Genomic DNA, 18,288 nt, shown 5'->3' on the forward strand with positions numbered 1-18,288 from the left:
ATGACGTACGCGCACCGCTCGCGCGCCCACACCCCCCGCAACCCGCACCGCCGAAGACCCTCCCCCAGACACCGTCCGGGGGCGCACCCAGCTCCCGGCCACGACCTGACGTCGTGACCGCCGGGCCAACGAGAGGAAAGCCTCCCGTGCCTGCCACCCGTACTGCCCTGCGCCGCAGCCTCGTCGCCGCCGCCGCACTGCCGCTGCTGGCCCTGGCGCTCAGCGCCTGCGGCTACGGCTCCGAGGCGAAGAAGGACGACAACGTCGCTCCCGCCGCCAAGGGCGAGAAAGTCGACGGTCTCGACACCGTCAAGGTCGGCTACTTCCCGAACCTCACCCACGCCACCGCTCTGGTCGGCGACCAGCAGGGCATCTTCCAGAAGGAGCTGGGCGGAACGAAGTTCTCCGCCACCACCTTCAACGCCGGACCCTCCGAGATCGAGGCCCTCAACGCGGGCTCCATCGACATCGGCTTCATCGGCCCCTCGCCGTCCATCAACGGCTACGTCAAGTCCAAGGGCAAGAACCTGCGCATCATCGGCGGCTCCGCCTCGGGCGGCGTGAAGCTGGTGGTCAACCCGGACAAGATCAAGACCCTGGACGACCTCAAGGGCAAGAAGATCGCCACTCCGCAGGTGGGCAACACCCAGGACGTGGCGTTCCTCAACTGGATCGCCGAGCGCGGCTGGAAGGTCGACGCCGACAGCGGCAAGGGCGACGTCTCCGTGGTCCGCACGGAGAACAAGGTCGCCCCGGACGCCTACAAGTCCGGTGCCATCGACGGCGCGTGGGCGCCTGAGCCGACCGCCTCCAAGCTGGTCAGCGAGGGTGCGAAGGTCCTGCTGGACGAGTCGACGCTGTGGCCCGACAAGAAGTTCGTGATCACGAACATCATCGTGTCGCAGAAGTTCCTGAACGAGCACCCGGACGTCGTCGAGGCGGTCCTGCGCGGCTCGGTGAAGTCCAACGAGTGGATCAACGCCAACGCGGACCAGGCGAAGAAGGCGGCCAACGACAAGCTGGCGGCCCTCACCGGCAAGCCGCTGGCCGGCGACGTGCTCGACGCGGCGTGGCCGTCCATCCAGTTCACCGACGACCCGCTGGCCGCCACCCTCCAGACGCAGGCCGAGCACGCGGTCAAGGCGGGGCTGCTGGAGGAGCCGGACCTGAAGGGCGTCTACGACCTCACCCTGCTCAACAAGGTGCTCAAGGCCGCGGGCAGGCCCGAGGTCTCCGACGCCTCGCTCGGCGTCAAGTAAGCCCGATCCGCTCAGAACCAGGAGGTGACGACCATGGCCCAGACCCTCACCAAGGACACGGCCCAGGCCGAGGACCGCACGTCGGCCCTGCACGCCGCCCGTCTCGAGCACGTCTCGAAGTCCTTCTCCGGACCGTCGGGACAGCAGCTGGTGCTGGACGACATCACCCTCGATGTCGCGCCGGGCGAGTTCGTCACCCTCCTGGGGGCGTCGGGCTGCGGAAAGTCGACGCTGCTCAACCTGGTCGCGGGGCTCGACCGTCCGACCGTGGGGTCCATCGAGACCCCCGGCGGGCGGCCCGCCCTGATGTTCCAGGAGCACGCGCTGTTCCCGTGGCTGACCGCGGGCAAGAACATCGAGCTGGCGCTGCGGCTGCGGGGCGTGCCCAAGGCCGAGCGGCGCGAGGAGGCGGAGCGCCTCCTGGAGCTCGTACGGCTGCAGGGCGCGTACCGCAAGCGGGTGCACGAGCTGTCCGGCGGCATGCGCCAGCGCGTCGCCATGGCGCGCGCGCTGGCGCAGGACAGCCAGCTGCTGCTGATGGACGAGCCGTTCGCGGCGCTGGACGCGATCACCCGGGACGTGCTGCACGACGAGCTGACCCGGATCTGGCGCGAGACGAACGTGTCGGTCCTCTTCGTCACGCACAACGTGCGCGAGGCGGTGCGCCTCGCCCAGCGCGTGGTGCTGCTCTCCTCGCGTCCGGGCCGCATCGCCCACGAGTGGACGGTGGACATCGAGCAGCCGCGTCGCATCGAGGACACCGCCGTGGCGGAGCTGTCCGTCGAGATCACCGAACAACTGCGTGGGGAGATCCGCCGCCATGGCCAGCACTGATACCGGCCCCAAGGTCGCCAAGGCCGGGGACGAGGCTGCCAAGACCGACGACATCGCCGGGCTGGAGGCCGGCCTGGACGCGCTCGACGCGGTGCAGACCACCCGGACGCCCGTGCGCGAGGTGCTGGTCAAGAAGGTCCTGCCGCCGCTGATCGCCGTCGCGCTGGTCATCGTGGTGTGGCAGGCGCTGGTGCTGGCGGAGGTCACCGAGGAGTACAAGCTGCCTGCGCCGTCCACGGTGTGGGACAGCGTGTCCGAGATGTGGTTGCAGGGCACGCTGCTCGAGGTCGTGTGGACCAGCGTCTCCCGCGGTCTGCTGGGCTTCTTGATGGCGCTCGCCATCGGCACGCCGCTGGGTCTGCTGGTCGCCCGGGTGAAGTTCGTCCGGGCGGCCCTCGGTCCCATCCTGTCGGGTCTGCAGTCGCTGCCGTCGGTGGCGTGGGTGCCGCCTGCCGTCATCTGGCTCGGCCTCGAGCCGTCGATGATGTACGCCGTGATCCTGCTGGGCGCCGTGCCGTCGATCGCCAACGGCCTGGTGTCCGGCGTCGACCAGGTGCCGCCGCTGTTCCTGCGGGCGGGCCGCACGCTCGGCGCGACCGGGCTGCGCGGGACCTGGCACATCGTGCTCCCGGCGGCGCTGCCCGGCTATGTGGCGGGGCTCAAGCAGGGCTGGGCCTTCTCCTGGCGCTCGCTGATGGCCGCCGAGATCATCGCCTCCTCGCCCGAGCTGGGCCTGGGGCTGGGCCAGTTGCTGGAGAACGGCCGCAACAACGCCGACATGCCCGGCGTGTTCCTCGCCATCATCCTGATCCTGATCGTCGGCATCGCGATCGACCTGCTGATCTTCAGTCCGCTGGAGCGGTGGGTGCTGCGCAGCCGCGGCCTCCTCGTCAAGAACTGAGTCACGCCATGCCCAGCCCGGTCCTCCTCGTCATCGCCCACGGCAGCCGCGATCCGCGGCACGCGGCGACCGTGCACGCCCTCACCGGGCGCGTGCGGTCGCTGCGGCCCGGGCTGCGCGTGGAGACCGGGTTCCTGGACTTCAACGCGCCCTCGGCGCCGAGGGTGCTGGAGCGGCTGGCGGCCGAGGGCGTGCGCGAGGTGATCGCGCTGCCGCTGCTGCTGACCCGCGCCTTCCACGCGAAGGCCGACATCCCGGCGGTGCTGCGCCAGGCGCCGCCGATGCTCCGCGTCCGGCAGGCCGAGGTGCTCGGCCCGTCCCCGCTGCTGCTCTCCGCCGTGCAGCAGCGGCTGTACGACGCGGGGCTCACGCCCGGCGACAAGCGCTCGACGGGGCTGGTCCTGGCCTCGGCGGGCTCGACAGACCCGGAGGCGATCGCAGTGATCGCTGACATAGCGCGGGAGCTGAGGCGCACCGGCTGGTGCGCCGTGCGGCCTGCGTTCGCCTCCGCCTCTCTGCCGCGCACCGAGGACGCGGTGCGCCGGCTGCGCGCCGAGGGCTGCGAGCGGGTCGCGGTCGCTCCGTACGTGATCGCCCCCGGCTTCCTCCCGGACCGCATCGCCCGCGGGGCCGAGGAGTCGGGCGCCGACGTGCTCGCCGACGTCCTCGGCCCGTCCCCGGAGCTGGCCCGGCTGCTGCTCCAGCGCTTCGACGAGGCGAGTGCGGCCGAGCACCGGCTGGCGATCAGCGCCTGACGGCGATCGCGGGCGGGACGCCGCCCGTGCCCACGGCGTTGACGAAGATCCAGCCGTCGGGCGTCCGGACCAGCTGCGGCCGGTCCGAGATCCGGTCGCCCGCCTCGCGTACGGGAACGCCGTCGTCCTTCGATCCCGTACGGACGTCGATCGTCACGACCCGCTGCTGCTCGGTGAACACCGCGGCCTTCTCCGCGCCGAGCACGGTCAACGCGTTGACCCGGCTGCCCATCGTGGTGTGCCAGAGCCTTCGGCCGTCGCTCAGCGAGTAGCCGGCGACCATGGTCGCCTCCGCGGCGCCCGGCTTCCTCGTCGTCGCGACGAGGGTGTCGCCGACGACCGCGGTCAGCAGCGCGGGGCGTACGGCGAAGGCATCCGTGTCGTCCCCGACGACGAGGTCCTCGTCGGGACGGGTCAGCCGCAGCGAGGTCCGCTCGGCGCCCTGGGCGTCGTAGGACGTCACCGCGTTGACGCCCCGCTCGTCCGCCTCCTTCAGCCAGAGGGTGAAGGGCTCGGCGGAGATCACCCGAGCTCCGGCGATCTCGCTCTCGACGGGCAGCTTCTTGCGGCTCTTGACCGCTCCGGTGGCGCTGTCGAGGGTCACGAGGTCGACGGATTGGAACGCGTAGTCCTTGACGCACTCGACCAGGACGCGGGTGACGCCGTCCGAGCTGGACGCGAGGCGCGGAGAGCACTCCTTGCCCATGGGCGTCCGCCACTTCGGCGTTCCCTCGCGCAGGGCGAGGCCGCGCACCGACGTGCTCTCCAGTGCGACGGCGGTCGCGCCGTCGGCGGCGAGCCGTCCGTCGGCCGTGCTGCCCGTCCGGTCGCCGGCGTCGATCTTCCGCTCCCACAGCTTGCGGCCGCTGTCGACGTCCACGCCCCAGACCGTGTCGCAGGGGGCCTCGTGGCGGCCGAAGCCGATCACGGCGACGCCCTGGGAGACGGTGTCGCTCATCGCGCAGACAGACGCCCGCACGGGGGCGTCGAGCGTCCAGCGCCCGGCGCCGTCGCGCGGGTCGTAGGCGATCAGGCCGTCGGTGCGGACGCGGACGACGGCGCCGTCCAGGACCCAGTTGCCCACGCCCGCCACCGTGTTCGGGCGGTCGACGGGGGTGTCCCATGCGACGTCGAGGACCGGGCCGCGCAGCCAGAGGTAGAACTGCTTGCCGGGCCACGCCGCCGATAGCGCGCCCAGCGCCAGCAGAACCATCGGCAGGGTCCTTCCGGGCCTGACGCGCTTCAGCGCGGCGACCATGGCGACCGCGAGCGGCAGCCCGGTGAAGGTGAGCACGAACGCCAGGATGAGCGTGGGCGTGGTGCCCTCGGGGCAGGGGCTGTACGCGCTGCCGCAGGAGCCGCCGGGTATCGACGACCAGCCCAGCCAGTGGAACGCGACCGCCAGTCCGACGACCGCCCCCGCCAGCGCCACGAAGAGCGCCCCGCGCACCAGTCTCAGCCGGTCGTCGTCCGGTCTGCCGTCTTCCACGTCCCCGCCCCCTCGAATCCCCATGCGCCGCTCCCTCCCCAGGGGCGACGCTCGGGGAGCATAGCTCCGCCGCCCCAGCCGAGTCGATCATCGAGCGGGAGGGCGTGGGGCGCCGGCTACGCCCTCCAGCGGGGGTCGCGCCCGGCGGCCGCGAGCGCCCGCTCGAAGACGGGGGCGGAGTCGGGCAGGGAGACGGGATCGGAGAAGCCGTCGTACTGCCGGTAGACCTCGGCGTGCGTCTCGACGACGGTCAGGACCAGGGCGGCCGCCTCGTCCGAGATCCGGTGCTCCTGCCCGCTCGCGCGGGCCAGGTCCCAGCCGTGGACGGCGAGCTCCTTGGCGATCAGCGAGGCGATCTCGACCGCGGGCATGGCGGTGAACCCCAGATCGATCTCGCCCTCCCAGGCGACCGGCTCGGACCAGGCGGCCAGGGCCCGGTCCAGCTGGAGGGCGTACTGCCGCGCCCAGTCCGGCTCGGCGGCGAAGTCGCGCGCGGTGAGCTCCTCGGGGAGCTGCCTGCGCTGGGCGCGATACTCGAGACCGTGGGCGGAGTACAGGACGAGGTGGTTGGCGAGCGCCCGGACGTCCCATCCCTTGCAGGGCGTCGGCGCGCCGAGCCGGTCGCCGCCGACTCCGCGGGCGATGCGGGCGGCCTCGGCGGCGAGTTCGGTCAGATGCGGGTACACGGTGTCCTTGTCCATACGGGCGACGGTAGGCAAGGGCAGGGGGCCGGGTCTTGAACAAACGCGACGCGTGGGGGCGGGGCGTCCGGGCGCCGTCTCAGTCGAAGCTCAGGCTGCCGGTGCGGGTGCGCTTGAGCTCGAAGAAGTCGGAGTGGCTGGCGAGGGTGCGGAAGCTGTCGAACAGCCGGGCCGCCTCCTCGCCGCGCGGGATCGAGTTGAGGACGGGGCCGAACCAGACGGAGCCGTCGACGTGGATCGTGGGCGTGCCGACGTAGGAGCCGGCCGCCGGGTCCTTGCCCGCGTCGTGGCTGGTGCGCACGGCCGGGTCGTACGCGGTGTCGTGCGCGGCCTCGGCGAGCGAGGCGGGCAGGCCCAGCTCGGCCAGCGACTGGGCCACGACGTCGTCGAAGTCCTTGGCGCCCTGCTCGTGGATGCGGGCGCCGAAGGCGGTGTAGAGGTCGCGCAGGACTCCGTCGCCGTGCTGCTCGGCGGCGGCGACGGCCACCCGCACCGGGCCGATCGACTTGTCGACCAACTCCCGGTACCAGTCGGGCAGTTCGTTGCCCTCGTTGTGCAGATACAGGCTCATCACCTTGAAGCGCAGCTCTATCTCGCGCTCCCGCTCGACCTCCAGGATCCAGCGGGAGGAGATCCAGGCGAAGGGGCAGGCCGGGTCGAAGAAGAAGTCGACGACCGTCGTGGCGGCGGCCGGCGTGTGCGTCGTGCGCTCGGTGCTCTCGGTGGCCGCGGCGGTCTCGGTGCTCTCGGTGAGCTCAGCGGTCTCTGTGCTCTCAGCGGTCTGGGTGCTCTCAATTCTCTCAATGCTCATGCAGCCGAGGCTAGCCAGGCAATGGCCCGTGATCCCGGGCCACTTGGCGGCCTGTTCACTGGGCCAGTTCCGGCCAGGCCCGTGACCGTGCACCTCGGTGACCGTCCACCCCCGTGACCGTCCCCACCGCGTCAGCCGGCAGCCGGCGCGGCGTCCTCCTCGCCGAAGTGCGTGCCCTGGTGGAAGTAGAGCAGCCAGTCGCCGTCGAGCAGCCGCCACAGCGAGCTGCGGTGCGCGCGGTGGGCGCCGGACTCGGTGTCGAAGGTCAGATGCACGAGGTCGGGGGCGAGCTGGACGCCCTTCATCCGCGAGGCGGTGATCGGCCGGACAGCGGAGGCGTGGCGGGCGGTGAGGGCGGCGACGATCGAGTCCCGGTCCCAGAGCCGGCCCGAGACGCCGAACTCCCGGAACTCCGGGTGGAGCAGCCTGGCCAGCCGGTCCGGCGAGGAGCGCACCGCCGGGTCGAGGAGGCTGAACTCCCCCTCCATGGCCGCGCCCACGGCGTCGGCGGGGTCAGTCACGGGTCAGCTCCACCAGCTTGACGACGGTGTTCCAGTTACGGGTGGTGGCCATGACGCCCTTGTAGAGCGCGGGCCGTCCGAGCGCCTCGGCGAGCTTGGAGCGGCCGAGCCCGTTCGGCGTGTACAGGTACATCACCCGCTCGCCGAGCCGGAACTCCTCCGGCAGATACGCCTGCGCGTCGACGGAGGCGAAGCGCCCGGCGTCGACCGGCTCGGACAGATAGGTGGCGTGCAGCTGCCTGCCCTCCAGCTCGGCGGCGGGGAAGGGGCAGTCCTCGGCCACCGCCCGCAGATACGCGTGGTCGCGGACCAGACACCCCACCGCGAAGCCGAACCGCTTCTCGACGGCCCGCTCCAGGGCCTCGGCGAGCGCCTGCTGGTCGGTCGAGTCGCTGGTGAAGACGGCGTTTCCGCTCTGCAGATACGTGGCGACGTCGGCGTGTCCCAGTCCCTCGAGCACCTCGCGCAGCTCGGCCATCGGGACCTTCTTGTGCCCGCCCACATTGATCCCGCGCAGGAGGGCCGCGTATCCGATGCTCATGGGCCCACCATAAAGCGGCCGCCGTGCCCCGGGGGGGAGGGCACGGCGGCCGCCGGTTCAGCGATGAGGGCCGACGACTACTCGACGACCTTCAGCAGCTTGTTGGGCGTGCCCTCGCTGGGGTTGGAGATCTTGTCGGGCGTGGCGCCGTCGGTCAGGGCGTTGGCGACCTGCTCCGGGGTGGCGTCCTTGTGCCCTGCGAGGTAGACCGCCGCGGCGCCGACGACGTGGGGCGTCGCCATGGAGGTGCCGGAGATGGTCTTGGTGCCCTCGTCGCTGTCGTTCCACGACGAGGTGATGTCCGAGCCGGGGGCGTAGAGGTCCACGACCTGGCCGAAGTTGGAGAAGTCCGACTGCGCGTCCTCCTTGGTGGAGGAGGCGACCGTGATGGCCTCCTTGACCCGCGAGGGGGAGCCCTGGCCCGCGTCCGAGGACTCGTTGCCGGCCGCGACGCCGAAGGTGACGCCGGCGGCGATGGCCTTGCGGACCGCCTCGTCCAGCGCCTCGTCGACGCCGCCGCCGAGGCTCAGGTTGGCGACGGACGGGCCCTGGTGGTTCTTGGTGACCCAGTCGATGCCCGCGACGACCTGCTCGGTGGTGCCCGAGCCGTTGTCGTCCAGCACGCGGACGGCGACGATCTTCGCCTTCTTGGCGACGCCGTGGGCGGAGCCCGCGATGGTGCCCGCGACGTGGGTGCCGTGGCCATTGCCGTCGTCGGCGGACTCGTCGTTGTCGATGGCGTCGAAGCCGCTGGTCGCGCGTCCCTCGAAGTCCTTGTGGGAGACGCGGACTCCGGTGTCGATGACGTACGCCGTCACACCGTCGCCGGCGCTGTCCGGGTAGGCGTACTTGCTGTCGCCGGCGGTGTCGGCCTGGTCGACGCGGTCCAGGCCCCACGACGGCGGGTTGTCCTGGGTCGCGGAGATCGAGAACTTCTTGTTCTGGACGACCTTCTCGACGGCCGGGTCGGCGGCCAGGCGCTTGGCCTCGGTCTCCGAAAGGCCGCTGGCGGAGAAGCCGTTGATGGCGGAGCTGTAGTTGCGCTGCAGCTTGCCGCCGTACTCCTTGGCCAGGTCCTGCTTGTCGGCCTTCTCGTCCAGCATGACGATGTAGCTTCCGGCGACGGCGCCTTCGGCGTCAGCGCCGTAGATCACGCCCTGCGGGGCGGGCGCGGCGCCGGCGAGAGAGGTGTTGAGTACGGTCACTCCGGCTGCGGCAGCCACGGCAGTAATCGCCGCGGTCAACTTGATCCTGCTCGCGCGCTTGTGAGTTGCCATGAAGAGGGGGCTCCTCGTCATCAATTTGTGGGGGGATTGGCCCTCGGACGGAAAATCTCCGGGGGCACGGCTCGAAACCCTGACCGATTGACGCGCCCAGATCAAGACCTTCATGCAGCTGTGACTTACTCAACAAGGTTTCGTAATAATGAATCGGCCAGGCCGGAACAAGTCGGACTTGGCGCGCGAACTCCCGTTACATGTAAGGGGCTTCGATCCTTCTTGTCGGGGATCCGACCAGTACGAAAGGAGGAGATCCCAGCCTCGCCAGGTCACCGTCCAGCAGGAGGAGACGGCCTGAATCTGCCCTTAGTTTCAATGCGGAGACGACGGCGAGAAGCCGGAGCGAAGCATGAGGGGGATGGCGGTCATGGGGAGAATGCGGAGAACTGAAGGAATACAAGGAGGTCCACGCGGTATCGCCGCTCGGGCCGGCGGCTGGAGCGCGCAGCACCGCTGGGCGGCGGTCGGCATCTGGGTGCTGTTCGTGATTCTGGCCATGGCGGCCGGATCCGCCGCGGGCCGGGTGGATCTCAAGGAGAGCGACCAGCTGAAGGGCGAGACCACCCAGGCCGCTCGGATCGCCGAGGACGCGGGCGTCGAGGAGCCGGCCGGCGAGACCGTGCTCGTCCAGGCGCGGGACGCGTCGGGCAAGGCGACCGACCCGGCCTTCCGCGAGGCCGTCGCCGCGGTGATGAAGGCCGTGGACGCCACCGGCGAAGTGACCGCCGTGAAGTCCCCGTACGACACGAAGTCCGTCTCCAAGGACGGCCGCAGCGCGCTCGTCCAGTTCGACGTGCGGGGCGACCCCGAGACGGCCGCCGAGCGGATCGAGCCGGTGCTCAAGGCGGTCGCCGGGGTCCAGGACGAGCACAAGGAGCTGCGGATCGAGGAGATCGGCGGCGCCAGCATGAACAAGACCTTCGAAGAGGCCTTCGGCGACGACTTCAAGCAGGCGGAGTACTCCGCGGTCCCGGTCGCGCTCGGCATTCTGCTGATCGCCTTCGGCGCGCTGGTCGCGGCGCTGCTCCCGGTGCTGCTGGCGATCACCGCGATCATGGCGACGATGGGTCTGATGGGCGTGGCCAGCCACGCCATGCCGATGGGCGACTCGGCCAACTCCGTGATGCTGCTGGTGGGTCTGGCCGTCGGCGTCGACTACTGCCTGTTCTACCTCCGTCGTGAGCGCGAGGAGCGGGCCGCCGGGCGCGACGGGCGCACGGCGATCCTGATCGCGGCGGCGACCAGCGGCCGGGCCGTGGTCGTCTCCGGTGTGACGGTCTGCGTGGCCATGGCGGGCATGCTCTTCACCGGGATCGGCGAGTTCGAGTCGATGGGCCTGGCCTCGCTGATCGTGGTGGCGGTCGCGATGGCCGGCTCGGTGACCGTGCTGCCCGCGCTGCTCTCCCTGCTGGGCGAGCGGGTCGAGAAGGGCAGGCTGCCGTTCCTCAACCGCGCCAAGCGCGGCGGCGGCAGCGGCGAGAGCCGGTTCTGGCACAAGGTCCTCGGCGGCGTGTTGAAGCGGCCGCTGGTCTCCCTGCTGGTGGCCGCAGGCGCGCTGGTCGCCATCGCCCTGCCGGCGGTCGGGATGAAGACCCAGAACTTCACGCTGGACCAGGAGTTCGGCGACTCGGTGCCGATCGTGGCGACGTACCAGCGGATCAACGAGGCGTTCCCGGGCGGGGCCGACCCGGCCGAGGTCGTCGTCAAGGCGGACGACATCAACGCGGCGAACGTGAAGCAGGCCATCGCCGACTTCCGCGAGAAGGCCGTCAGCTCGGGCGCCTCCGAGGGCCCGGTCGAGGTCGTCGTGCACGACGCGCAGGACCTGGCGTTCATCTACGTGCCCCTCGTCGGCGGCTCCGACCAGGACCGCGCGGGCAAGAGCCTGGACGTCCTGCGCGACGAGGTGCGGCCGGCGACGCTGGGCAAGGTCGACGGCCTCGAGGCCCCGATCAGCGGCCAGGTCGCGGGGTCGAAGGACTTCAACGACCAGCTCGCCGGGGCGGTCACACCGGTCTTCGCCTTCGTGGTCGTCTTCGCCTTCGTGCTGATGCTGCTGTCGTTCCGCTCGCTGACGATCGCGATCACCTCGATCGTGCTCAACCTGCTGTCGGTGGGAGCGGCGTACGGCATCCTCACGGCGGTCTTCCAGCACGGCTGGGGCGCGTCGCTGGTGGGCGCGGAGGGCGTGGGCGCGATCATCGCCTGGCTGCCGCTGTTCCTGTTCGTGATCCTCTTCGGGCTCTCGATGGACTACCACGTCTTCGTGGTCTCCCGGATCCGCGAGGCGAAGATACAGGGGCGCGAGACGCGGGACGCGATCACGCACGGCGTGGTGACGACGGCCGGCGTGGTGACGAGCGCGGCGGTCATCATGGTCGCGGTGTTCGCCATCTTCGGCACGCTGTCGATGCAGTCGATGAAGCAGATGGGCGTGGGCCTGGCGGCGGCTGTGCTGATCGACGCGACGATCATCCGCGGGGTGCTGCTGCCGGCCATCATGGCGCTGCTGGGCGACAAGAACTGGTACTTCCCCCGGTGGCTGCGGTGGCTGCCGGACATGACGCACGACGAGTCCGGTCCCGCGCCGGTCGCGGCGAAGAGCCACGACGACGACGGCGACCGCTCACCGGTCCGCGTCTAACCGCCACCGCTCCCTCCGCCGGGGCTCCACCCCAGACCCCGGCCGCCGATCGCCGGACGGGCTGCTCTCCAGCTCGTCCGGCGATCGGGCGTGGGCAACCGTCCCGCGCCGCGCCGCGCACGGAGTCGGCCCGATGAGCGCGCCCGGCGCGGGGAGGGCGTGGGAACGGTGTCCGTCCGGAGCGCCCGAGCACCGCACGTCCTACCGGCCCCTGAGCACCGCCCCCTCCCCGCTCGTGAGAGCCGCCTCCTCGATCAGGTCCGCCGCCCTCCCCGTGCCGCCCTCCTCCGCCATCTGGAGTGCGATGGCCTCCAGGCGCGCGGCGACCTCGGGGTCGTATACCAGGGTCAGGACCGCCTCTCGCAGTTCCTGGGCCGTCGCCGTGTCGGAGTCGAGGCGGCGGGCGACGCCGAGCGAGACCAGCATGTCCGCGTTGCCGAACTGGTCGACCGCCTGCGGGACCGCGACCATCGGCGTCGCCGTCGCCAGACCCTCCTGGCTGCCGCCCGCGCCCGCGTGGGTGATGAAGGCGTCCGCCTGCCTGAGGATCGCCAGCTGCGGCGCCCAGCGGAGCACCTCGACGTTGGCCGGGATCTCGCCGAGCTCCTCCTCGGCCACGAACGCGCCGATCTGGAGCACGACATGCCAGCCGGCCAGGTCGCCGAACGCCTTGACGCACTCGCGGTAGAAGGCGGGGTGCTTGGTGTACGCCGAGCCGAGCGAGACCAGCAGCACCTTCTCCGCGTCGGCCGGGCGGCGCCACTCCCCCTGGTCCGCGCGCGCTCCCTGGCACGCGCCGACGAACGTGAACACGGACTCGTCGACCCGGTCGGCGTGGGGCTGGAGCACCCTGGGGATCAGCACCAGCGACCGCTCGGGACGGGCGACCAGCGTGTCGGGATGCTGGTGGCTCATGTCGTTCTCCTCGAGCCAGGCGTGGAAGCGGGCGTAGTACGCCTGGCCCCGCTCCGACGCCCGCAGCTCGGCGAACGCGGGCTCGGCGACCTCCTCCTCGTACCCCTGCCAGGCGACGAGGTTGGGCGAGAGGGAGACGGCGGGCACGCCCCACCGGTGGGCGAGGACGACCGCCGGGTAGGAGGTGATGTCGTGGATGACGAGGTCCGGCTCGTCTCCCTCGAACGCCGCCGCCAGCTGCGGCAGCGCCTGGACGGCGTCGTCCAGGAAGGGCTCGAGGCTGTCGATCAGCTCGGCGCCCCAGTCCTCCGGGTCGGTGGGAAGCGTGGACGTGTAGATCACGGGCTCTGCGCCGGTCTCGGCGACCTTGTCCGCGAACGAGGCGGGGATCGCGTAGCTGACGCGGTGTCCGCGGGCGACGAGCTCTCGAATGACGTCGATGCTCGGGTTCACGTGCCCGGGGGCGGCGATGGAGAACATGGCGATGTGGACGGGGCGAGGCGTGGTCATGCCTCCACATTAACGAGACGATACGTCTCGTGCAACTACATCGACGCCGACCGAGGCGCCGACGGCTCAGCGCTGGTAGCGGGCCAGCACCAGGCCGCCGTCCTCGACGAGCCGTTCCGCCAGCTCCTCGGCGTCGATCGCGCCGCTGTAGTACTCCTGGTACGCGGGCGTCGCCACCTTGTCCTTCCACTCCGGATAGCCGCGCACGGACTGCGCGGGCGCGGAGCGCAGATCCCGCGCGAGCGCCGCGCCGGTCGCCCAGCCGTCCTTCTCGGTGTGCAGGGCCGGGTCCGCCAGCGCCTGCGTGCCGGTCGGCAGCATCCAGTCGCCCTTGGCCAGCCGCACCATGTTCCGCGGCTGGAGCATGAAGTCGATGAACCGCGCCGCCTCCTTCTTGTACGGGCTGTCCTGCGCGATCGACAGGGTCTGCGGGCTCACCCCCTGGGCCAGCCCCTCCCGTCCCGCGGGGGCCGGGAGCACCGTCCACTCGAAGCCCTCGGGCGCCTGCTGCACGATCTGCTGGCGGTAGGAGAAGCCCAGCGGGACCATCGCGTACTTGCCGCCGAACAGCCCGGGCAGCGTGTCCGATCCGCCCATGCCGAGCGTGGAGCGGGAGGCGCTCTCGTCGGTGTTGAACAGATCGTGGATCGTGCCGGGGACCACGCCGTCGCCCTCGGCGAACTTGAGGTCGACCTTGCCGTCGGCGCCGCGGTGGAAGAGCTGCCCGCCGGCCGAGAGGCCGAGGTTGAGAGTGACGGAGACCGGCTCCTTCAGCGGCCAGGCGACGGCGTGGCGCCCCTCGCCCATCGTCTCGGTGAGGTCCTTGGCGACCTGCCGGAACTCCTCCCAGCTCCATGGCCTCTCGACGGTCGGCATCCGCACGCCCGAGGCCGCGAGGACCTTCCTGTCGGCGATCAGCACGCGCGGCTCCTGGAGGAAGGGCACTCCGTAGACGCCGTCGCCGAACGTGGTGGTCTGCCAACTGCGCTCGGGGATGTCGGACTTGAGGCGCTGGGGCAGCAGGTCGGTGAGGTCGGCCAGATAGCCGCCGTACGCGAAGTCGGCGAGGTCGTCGGAGGCGTCGTGGACGACGTCGGGGGCCTCGCCGCCCTCGAACGAGGTCAGCAGCTGGTCGTGGACGCTGTCCCAGCTGCCCTGGACGTACTCGACCCGGACGTCGGGGTGCGCGGCGTTCCACTCCGCGACGAGCTCCTTGTTGGCGTCGACGGACTCCTTCTGCCAGGCGAGGGACTGGAAGCGCAGGGTGATCCGGCCGTCGTCGTCCCCGCCGTCGGAGGTGCAGCCGCCGAGCAGCACCACGGCAGCGGCGGCGGCCAGCAGGCGGCGCAGACGCATCAGCTCTTCACCGCCCCGGCCAGCATCCCGCCCGTGATCCGCCTCTGGATGAGCGCGAAGACGACGAGCGAGGGGATCGTCGCAAGGAACGCGGCCGCGGCGAGCGGGCCGAGGTCGGCGACGCCCTCCGCGCCGAGGAAGTGCGTCAGGACGACGGGCAAGGTCTGCTTCTCCGGGCTCTTGAGCAGGACGAGCGCGAAGAAGAACTCGTTCCATGCGGTGACGAAGGCGAACAGGGCCGTGGCGACGATGCCGGGCGCCAGCAGCGGAGCGGTGACCGAGACGAGCGTGCGCAGCCGGCCCGCGCCGTCGACGGCCGCGGCCTCCTCGAGCTCGCGCGGCACCGCCCGTACGTATCCGACCAGCATCCACAGCGCGAACGGCAGCGACCAGACGACGTAGACCATGACCAGCCCGGACAGCGCGTTGATCAGGTGCAGGCTCTTGAGGACCAGGAACAGCGGAATGATCACCAGGACGAAGGGGAACGCCTGGCTGACCACGACCCAGCCGGTGGCGGCGGCGGAGAGCCTGCTCCGGCTGCGGGCCATGACGTACGCCATGGGCGTCGCGACGACGACGGCGATCAGGGCGGCGGACAGGGCCGCGACCAGGCTGTTCCCGGCGGCCTGGAGGAGCGGCTGCTCGTCGAAGGCCTGACGGAAGTTGTCCAGCGTCGGGTTCTTCGGGATCCAGGTGGGGTGGAGCGAGGCGAGTTCGCGGGCCGGCTTGAAGGCGGTCGAGATCAGCCACAGGAAGGGGAAGGCGAGGAAGACGAGGTAGCAGAGCAGCGCCGCGTACTGCCCGGCGCGGGCGGGCCGGCCGGTGCGGAAGACGGTCGCCTCCGCGCGCCCGCGACGCGGGACCGCCGATGCGCGCCTGCGCATGAGCGTCACTTCTGCTCGCCTCCTCTGAGCCGTCCCACGAGGTACAGGGCGAGCAGCACCGAGACGACGGCGACCATGACGCAGCCCATGGCCGCCGCATAGCCGAACTGCCCGTAGCGGAAGGCCTCTTCGTAGGCGAAGAGCATCGGCAGCCGGGTGCGTCCGCCGGGGCCGCCGTTGGTGAGCACGTACACCAGGGCGAAGGAGTTGAAGTTCCAGATGAGGTTGAGTGCGGTGATGGCGAGCGCGACCGGCTTCAGCGCGGGCCAGGTGACGGTGCGGAACCGGCGCCACGCGCCCGCGCCGTCGAGGGCGGCGGCTTCGTGGAGCTCGTGCGGAGTGTTCTGGAGTCCGGCGAGGAGGGCGACGGTGGTCTGCGGCATGCCGGCCCAGACGCCGACGACGATCACGGCGGGCAGGGCGGTGGCGAGCCCGGTGAGCCAGTCCCGCCCGTCGCCGAGGCCCAGATCGCGGATGGTCTCGTTGAGGATGCCGGCGTCCGGGTTGTATACGAGCCGCCACATGATGCCGACGACGACCTCGGGCATCGCCCAGGGAATGATCGCCAGCGCGCGGGCCAGCCAGCGGAAGCGAAGGTTCTGGTTGAGCAGGAGGGCGAGGCCGAGGGCGAGGAAGAACTGCGGCACGGTCACGCCGACCGCCCACAGCAGGCCGATCGTGAACGAGTCCCAGAAGAGGCTGTCATGGGCCAGGTCCTGGAAGTTGAGCGTCCCGATCCACTCGGTGGGCTCGGTGCGGCCGGCCTGGGAGTCGGTGAAGGCGAGCGCGATGCCGTAGAGCAGCGGGCCGACGCTGAGCACGAGGATCGGGATCAGGGCCGGCAGGACGAGGAACCAGGCGCCGTGGTCCAGCGGCTTCGAGGAGGCCGGCTTGGTGGGCGGCGGCTTCGTGGAAGGTGGCGCGGCGGTCGTCGACGTCACGGAACCGGCTCCTTTGGGCGGCTCTTCCTGGTCGGCCGCCCAGGCGGCCCCCGTCATCGTGCTGACGGCCCGTCGGTTCGTCAAGGCGGCCTGCACGGATGCGAGAATTTGTTCCCATGGACGAGACACGCGCCCGCGAGGTGCTGAGGGCGGCTGGACTCCCCGCGGACGGGGCGCTGCTGGCGCTCGGCGAGAACGCGGTGTTCGCGGCGGGCGACTTGGTTGTGAAGGTGGGCCGGGACGCGGAGCTGCTCGCCCGGGCGGAGCGCGAGGTGTCGGTCGCCGGCTGGCTGGCGGAGGCCGGCGTGCCGGCGGTGCGGGCCGCCGAGCCCTCGGCGCGACTGGCCGAGGGGCATCCGGTGACGGTGTGGCACAGGCTGCCGGACGCGGTGCGCCTGGCGGAGCCGGCCGATCTGGCCGTACTGCTGCGCCGGGTCCACGCCCTGCCCGCGCCGGACTTCGTGCTGCCGGGGCGGGAGCTGCTGGGCGGGGTGGAGCGGTGGCTCCGGCTGGCCGGAGACGCCGTCGACGCGGCGGACGCGGCGTATCTGCGGGCCCGCCGCGACGGCTTCGCGGAGGCGGCGGCCGCGCTGACTCCGCAGCTGCCCCCGGGCCCGATCCACGGCGACGCGCTCCCCCGCAACGTCCATGTGGGCCCGGACGGCCCGGTCCTGGTCGACCTGGAGACCTTCTCCTCGGACCTGCGCGAGCACGACCTGGTGGTCATGGCCCTCTCGCGCGACCGCTACGGGCTCGGTCCGCAGGCGTACGACGATTTCACCGTGGCGTACGGCTGGGACGTGCGCGACTGGTCCGGCTGCGAGGTGCTGCGCGGCGCGCGGGAGACGGCGAGCTGCGCCTGGGTGGCCCAGCACGCGCCGACGAACCCGAAGGCGCGGGCGGAGTTCGACCGCCGGGTCAGGTCGCTGCGCGAGCAGGACCCCGAGGTCCGCTGGCATCCGTTCTGACGGACCGGCGGCCCGGCGTCGACCACCTGGGCGCGGCCGGTCAGCTGCGCGGAGCCTGCCCGACGCCCTTCGCACAGGGGATACCGCAGCCTGCGTCCACAGCCACAAGGGCGCGAGGCGGCCCGGCGGCCGTCGAGAGCGGCCCGCACCCGCGGATCATCGGCACGTCGCCGCAGCCCGCCGGTCACCCGCCCGCGCTTGAGCCCGTCACTGCGCCCGCCCGCCCCGCTCTCCGCCCGTCAGCTCGCCGTGGCCGCGAGCTCCCGCAGCGGCCAGGAGCCGTCCACGACCGCGTCGGCCGTTCCCTTCTTGCGCAGGAAGCGCTGGAAGTCGGTCGCCCACTCGGCGTACCACTGGATCTGACGCTCATGCAGTTCTCCGGGCGTCAGCGCTGCCACCGACGGGTGGCGGACCGCCAGCGCGGCGGCCACGCGGACCGCGGCGAGGGCGTCGGCCGAGGCGTCGTGCGCCTCCCCCAGCCGGACGCCGTACTCCGTGCAGACCGCCTCCAGCGTGCGCTTGCCCTTGCGGTAGCGGTCGACCGCGCGGTCGATGGTGTACGGGTCGATCACCGGGCCGATCTCCGCGCCGCCCAGCCGGTCGCTCAGCGAGGGCAGGTCGTGCCGCCGCAGCTCGGCGGTGAGCAGCGTCAGATCGAACGCCGCGTTGTACGCCACGACCGGGACGCCCTCGCGCCAGTAGCCGCACAGCGTCTGCGCGACCTCGTCGGCCACCTCGCGGGCCGGGCGGCCCTCCGCCGCCGCGCGCTCGCTGGATATGCCGTGGATCGCCGACGCCTGGGCGGGGATGCGGATGCCCGGGTCCGCCAGCCATACGGCCCGGCTGACCGGCTCCCCCGCCGTCACGCCGATGACCGCCGCCGTCACGATGCGCGCCTCGCGCGGCTCCGTGCCCGTCGTCTCCAGATCGAAGCCGACCAGCGGTTCCCCGTGCCAAGCCATAGTGGTCCCCTCC

17 protein-coding genes are annotated in these 18,288 nt (G+C 71.7%); 6 read left to right on the forward strand and 11 right to left on the reverse strand.

Translation table 11 applies throughout. The features are described 5' to 3' along the window. Window positions 1-146 precede the first annotated feature (146 nt). The 4 genes from AB0M39_RS15220 to AB0M39_RS15235 are packed head-to-tail and all read left to right on the forward strand — an operon-like array spanning window position 147 to window position 3,749. Window positions 147-1,259: an aliphatic sulfonate ABC transporter substrate-binding protein gene (locus tag AB0M39_RS15220; RefSeq protein WP_365364232.1), complete on the forward strand. Its 1,113-nt coding sequence runs from the start codon at window positions 147-149 to the stop codon at window positions 1,257-1,259. A 33-nt stretch (window positions 1,260-1,292) separates the two neighbouring features. Next, the gene (locus tag AB0M39_RS15225) at window positions 1,293-2,093 is read left to right on the forward strand and encodes an ABC transporter ATP-binding protein (protein ID WP_365364234.1); all 801 of its coding nucleotides are present in this window, start codon (window positions 1,293-1,295) and stop codon (window positions 2,091-2,093) included. Next, window positions 2,080-2,994 (forward strand): ABC transporter permease, encoded by a 915-nt coding sequence (locus AB0M39_RS15230; RefSeq protein WP_365364236.1) that lies wholly within the window; start codon window positions 2,080-2,082, stop codon window positions 2,992-2,994. The genes AB0M39_RS15225 and AB0M39_RS15230 overlap by 14 nt, the downstream gene beginning before the upstream one ends. A gap of 8 nt (window positions 2,995-3,002) precedes the next feature. After that, window positions 3,003-3,749 carry a sirohydrochlorin chelatase gene (locus AB0M39_RS15235; protein WP_365364238.1) on the forward strand — a complete coding sequence of 249 codons (747 nt, stop codon included), beginning with the start codon at window positions 3,003-3,005 and terminating at the stop codon, window positions 3,747-3,749. Here the strand turns inward: AB0M39_RS15235 and AB0M39_RS15240 are convergent. From AB0M39_RS15240 to AB0M39_RS15265, 6 genes are all read right to left on the reverse strand, one after another. Beyond that, window positions 3,739-5,262, reverse strand: coding sequence for a PQQ-binding-like beta-propeller repeat protein (locus tag AB0M39_RS15240; RefSeq protein ID WP_365364240.1), 1,524 nt, complete (start codon window positions 5,260-5,262; stop codon window positions 3,739-3,741). The genes AB0M39_RS15235 and AB0M39_RS15240 overlap by 11 nt on opposite strands. A gap of 92 nt (window positions 5,263-5,354) precedes the next feature. Continuing rightward, window positions 5,355-5,939 (reverse strand): TIGR03086 family metal-binding protein, encoded by a 585-nt coding sequence (locus AB0M39_RS15245; protein WP_365364242.1) that lies wholly within the window; start codon window positions 5,937-5,939, stop codon window positions 5,355-5,357. Between the two features lie 79 nt (window positions 5,940-6,018). Further along, on the reverse strand, window positions 6,019-6,750 hold the full coding sequence (locus AB0M39_RS15250; RefSeq protein WP_365364244.1) for a DsbA family protein: 732 nt from the start codon (window positions 6,748-6,750) through the stop codon (window positions 6,019-6,021). A gap of 131 nt (window positions 6,751-6,881) precedes the next feature. Then, complete coding sequence (locus AB0M39_RS15255; RefSeq protein ID WP_365364246.1) at window positions 6,882-7,271, reverse strand: nuclear transport factor 2 family protein; 390 nt, start codon at window positions 7,269-7,271, stop codon at window positions 6,882-6,884. Continuing rightward, on the reverse strand, window positions 7,264-7,812 hold the full coding sequence (locus AB0M39_RS15260) for a DUF1697 domain-containing protein (RefSeq protein ID WP_365364248.1): 549 nt from the start codon (window positions 7,810-7,812) through the stop codon (window positions 7,264-7,266). Before AB0M39_RS15260 ends, AB0M39_RS15255 begins: the two co-directional genes overlap by 8 nt. Window positions 7,813-7,889: 77 nt before the next feature. Continuing rightward, window positions 7,890-9,089, reverse strand: a complete 1,200-nt coding sequence (locus tag AB0M39_RS15265; RefSeq protein ID WP_365364250.1) for a S8 family peptidase — start codon at window positions 9,087-9,089, stop codon at window positions 7,890-7,892. 379 nt (window positions 9,090-9,468) lie between these two features. Here AB0M39_RS15265 and AB0M39_RS15270 point away from each other — a divergent pair, with 379 nt between their 5' ends. Further along, entirely contained in the window at window positions 9,469-11,736 is a 2,268-nt protein-coding gene (locus AB0M39_RS15270; protein WP_365364252.1) for an MMPL family transporter, read from the forward strand. Between the two features lie 201 nt (window positions 11,737-11,937). Here the strand turns inward: AB0M39_RS15270 and mgt are convergent, their stop codons facing one another. The 4 genes from mgt to AB0M39_RS15290 all read right to left on the reverse strand — a co-directional run bounded on the left by mgt (window position 11,938) and on the right by AB0M39_RS15290 (window position 16,345). Then, window positions 11,938-13,161 (reverse strand): macrolide-inactivating glycosyltransferase, encoded by a 1,224-nt coding sequence (gene mgt / locus AB0M39_RS15275; RefSeq protein ID WP_365364254.1) that lies wholly within the window; start codon window positions 13,159-13,161, stop codon window positions 11,938-11,940. A 66-nt stretch (window positions 13,162-13,227) separates the two neighbouring features. Next, window positions 13,228-14,517 (reverse strand): extracellular solute-binding protein, encoded by a 1,290-nt coding sequence (locus AB0M39_RS15280; protein ID WP_365364256.1) that lies wholly within the window; start codon window positions 14,515-14,517, stop codon window positions 13,228-13,230. Beyond that, a complete protein-coding gene (locus tag AB0M39_RS15285; RefSeq protein WP_365364258.1) occupies window positions 14,517-15,404 on the reverse strand; it encodes a carbohydrate ABC transporter permease in 888 nt (295 codons plus the stop codon). The genes AB0M39_RS15280 and AB0M39_RS15285 overlap by 1 nt, the downstream gene beginning before the upstream one ends. Window positions 15,405-15,409: 5 nt before the next feature. Further along, window positions 15,410-16,345, reverse strand: coding sequence for a sugar ABC transporter permease (locus tag AB0M39_RS15290; protein WP_365364260.1), 936 nt, complete (start codon window positions 16,343-16,345; stop codon window positions 15,410-15,412). A 116-nt stretch (window positions 16,346-16,461) separates the two neighbouring features. Here AB0M39_RS15290 and AB0M39_RS15295 point away from each other — a divergent pair, with 116 nt between their 5' ends. Then, window positions 16,462-17,313 carry an aminoglycoside phosphotransferase family protein gene (locus tag AB0M39_RS15295; RefSeq protein ID WP_365364262.1) on the forward strand — a complete coding sequence of 284 codons (852 nt, stop codon included), beginning with the start codon at window positions 16,462-16,464 and terminating at the stop codon, window positions 17,311-17,313. Between the two features lie 239 nt (window positions 17,314-17,552). Here AB0M39_RS15295 and AB0M39_RS15300 read toward each other — a convergent pair whose 3' ends face one another. Then, entirely contained in the window at window positions 17,553-18,275 is a 723-nt protein-coding gene (locus tag AB0M39_RS15300; protein WP_365364264.1) for a 3'-5' exonuclease, read from the reverse strand. Window positions 18,276-18,288 lie beyond the last annotated feature (13 nt).

The sequence above is a fragment of the Streptomyces sp. NPDC051907 genome, assembly GCF_040681075.1.
Taxonomy (GTDB): Bacteria; Actinomycetota; Actinomycetes; order Streptomycetales; family Streptomycetaceae; genus Streptomyces.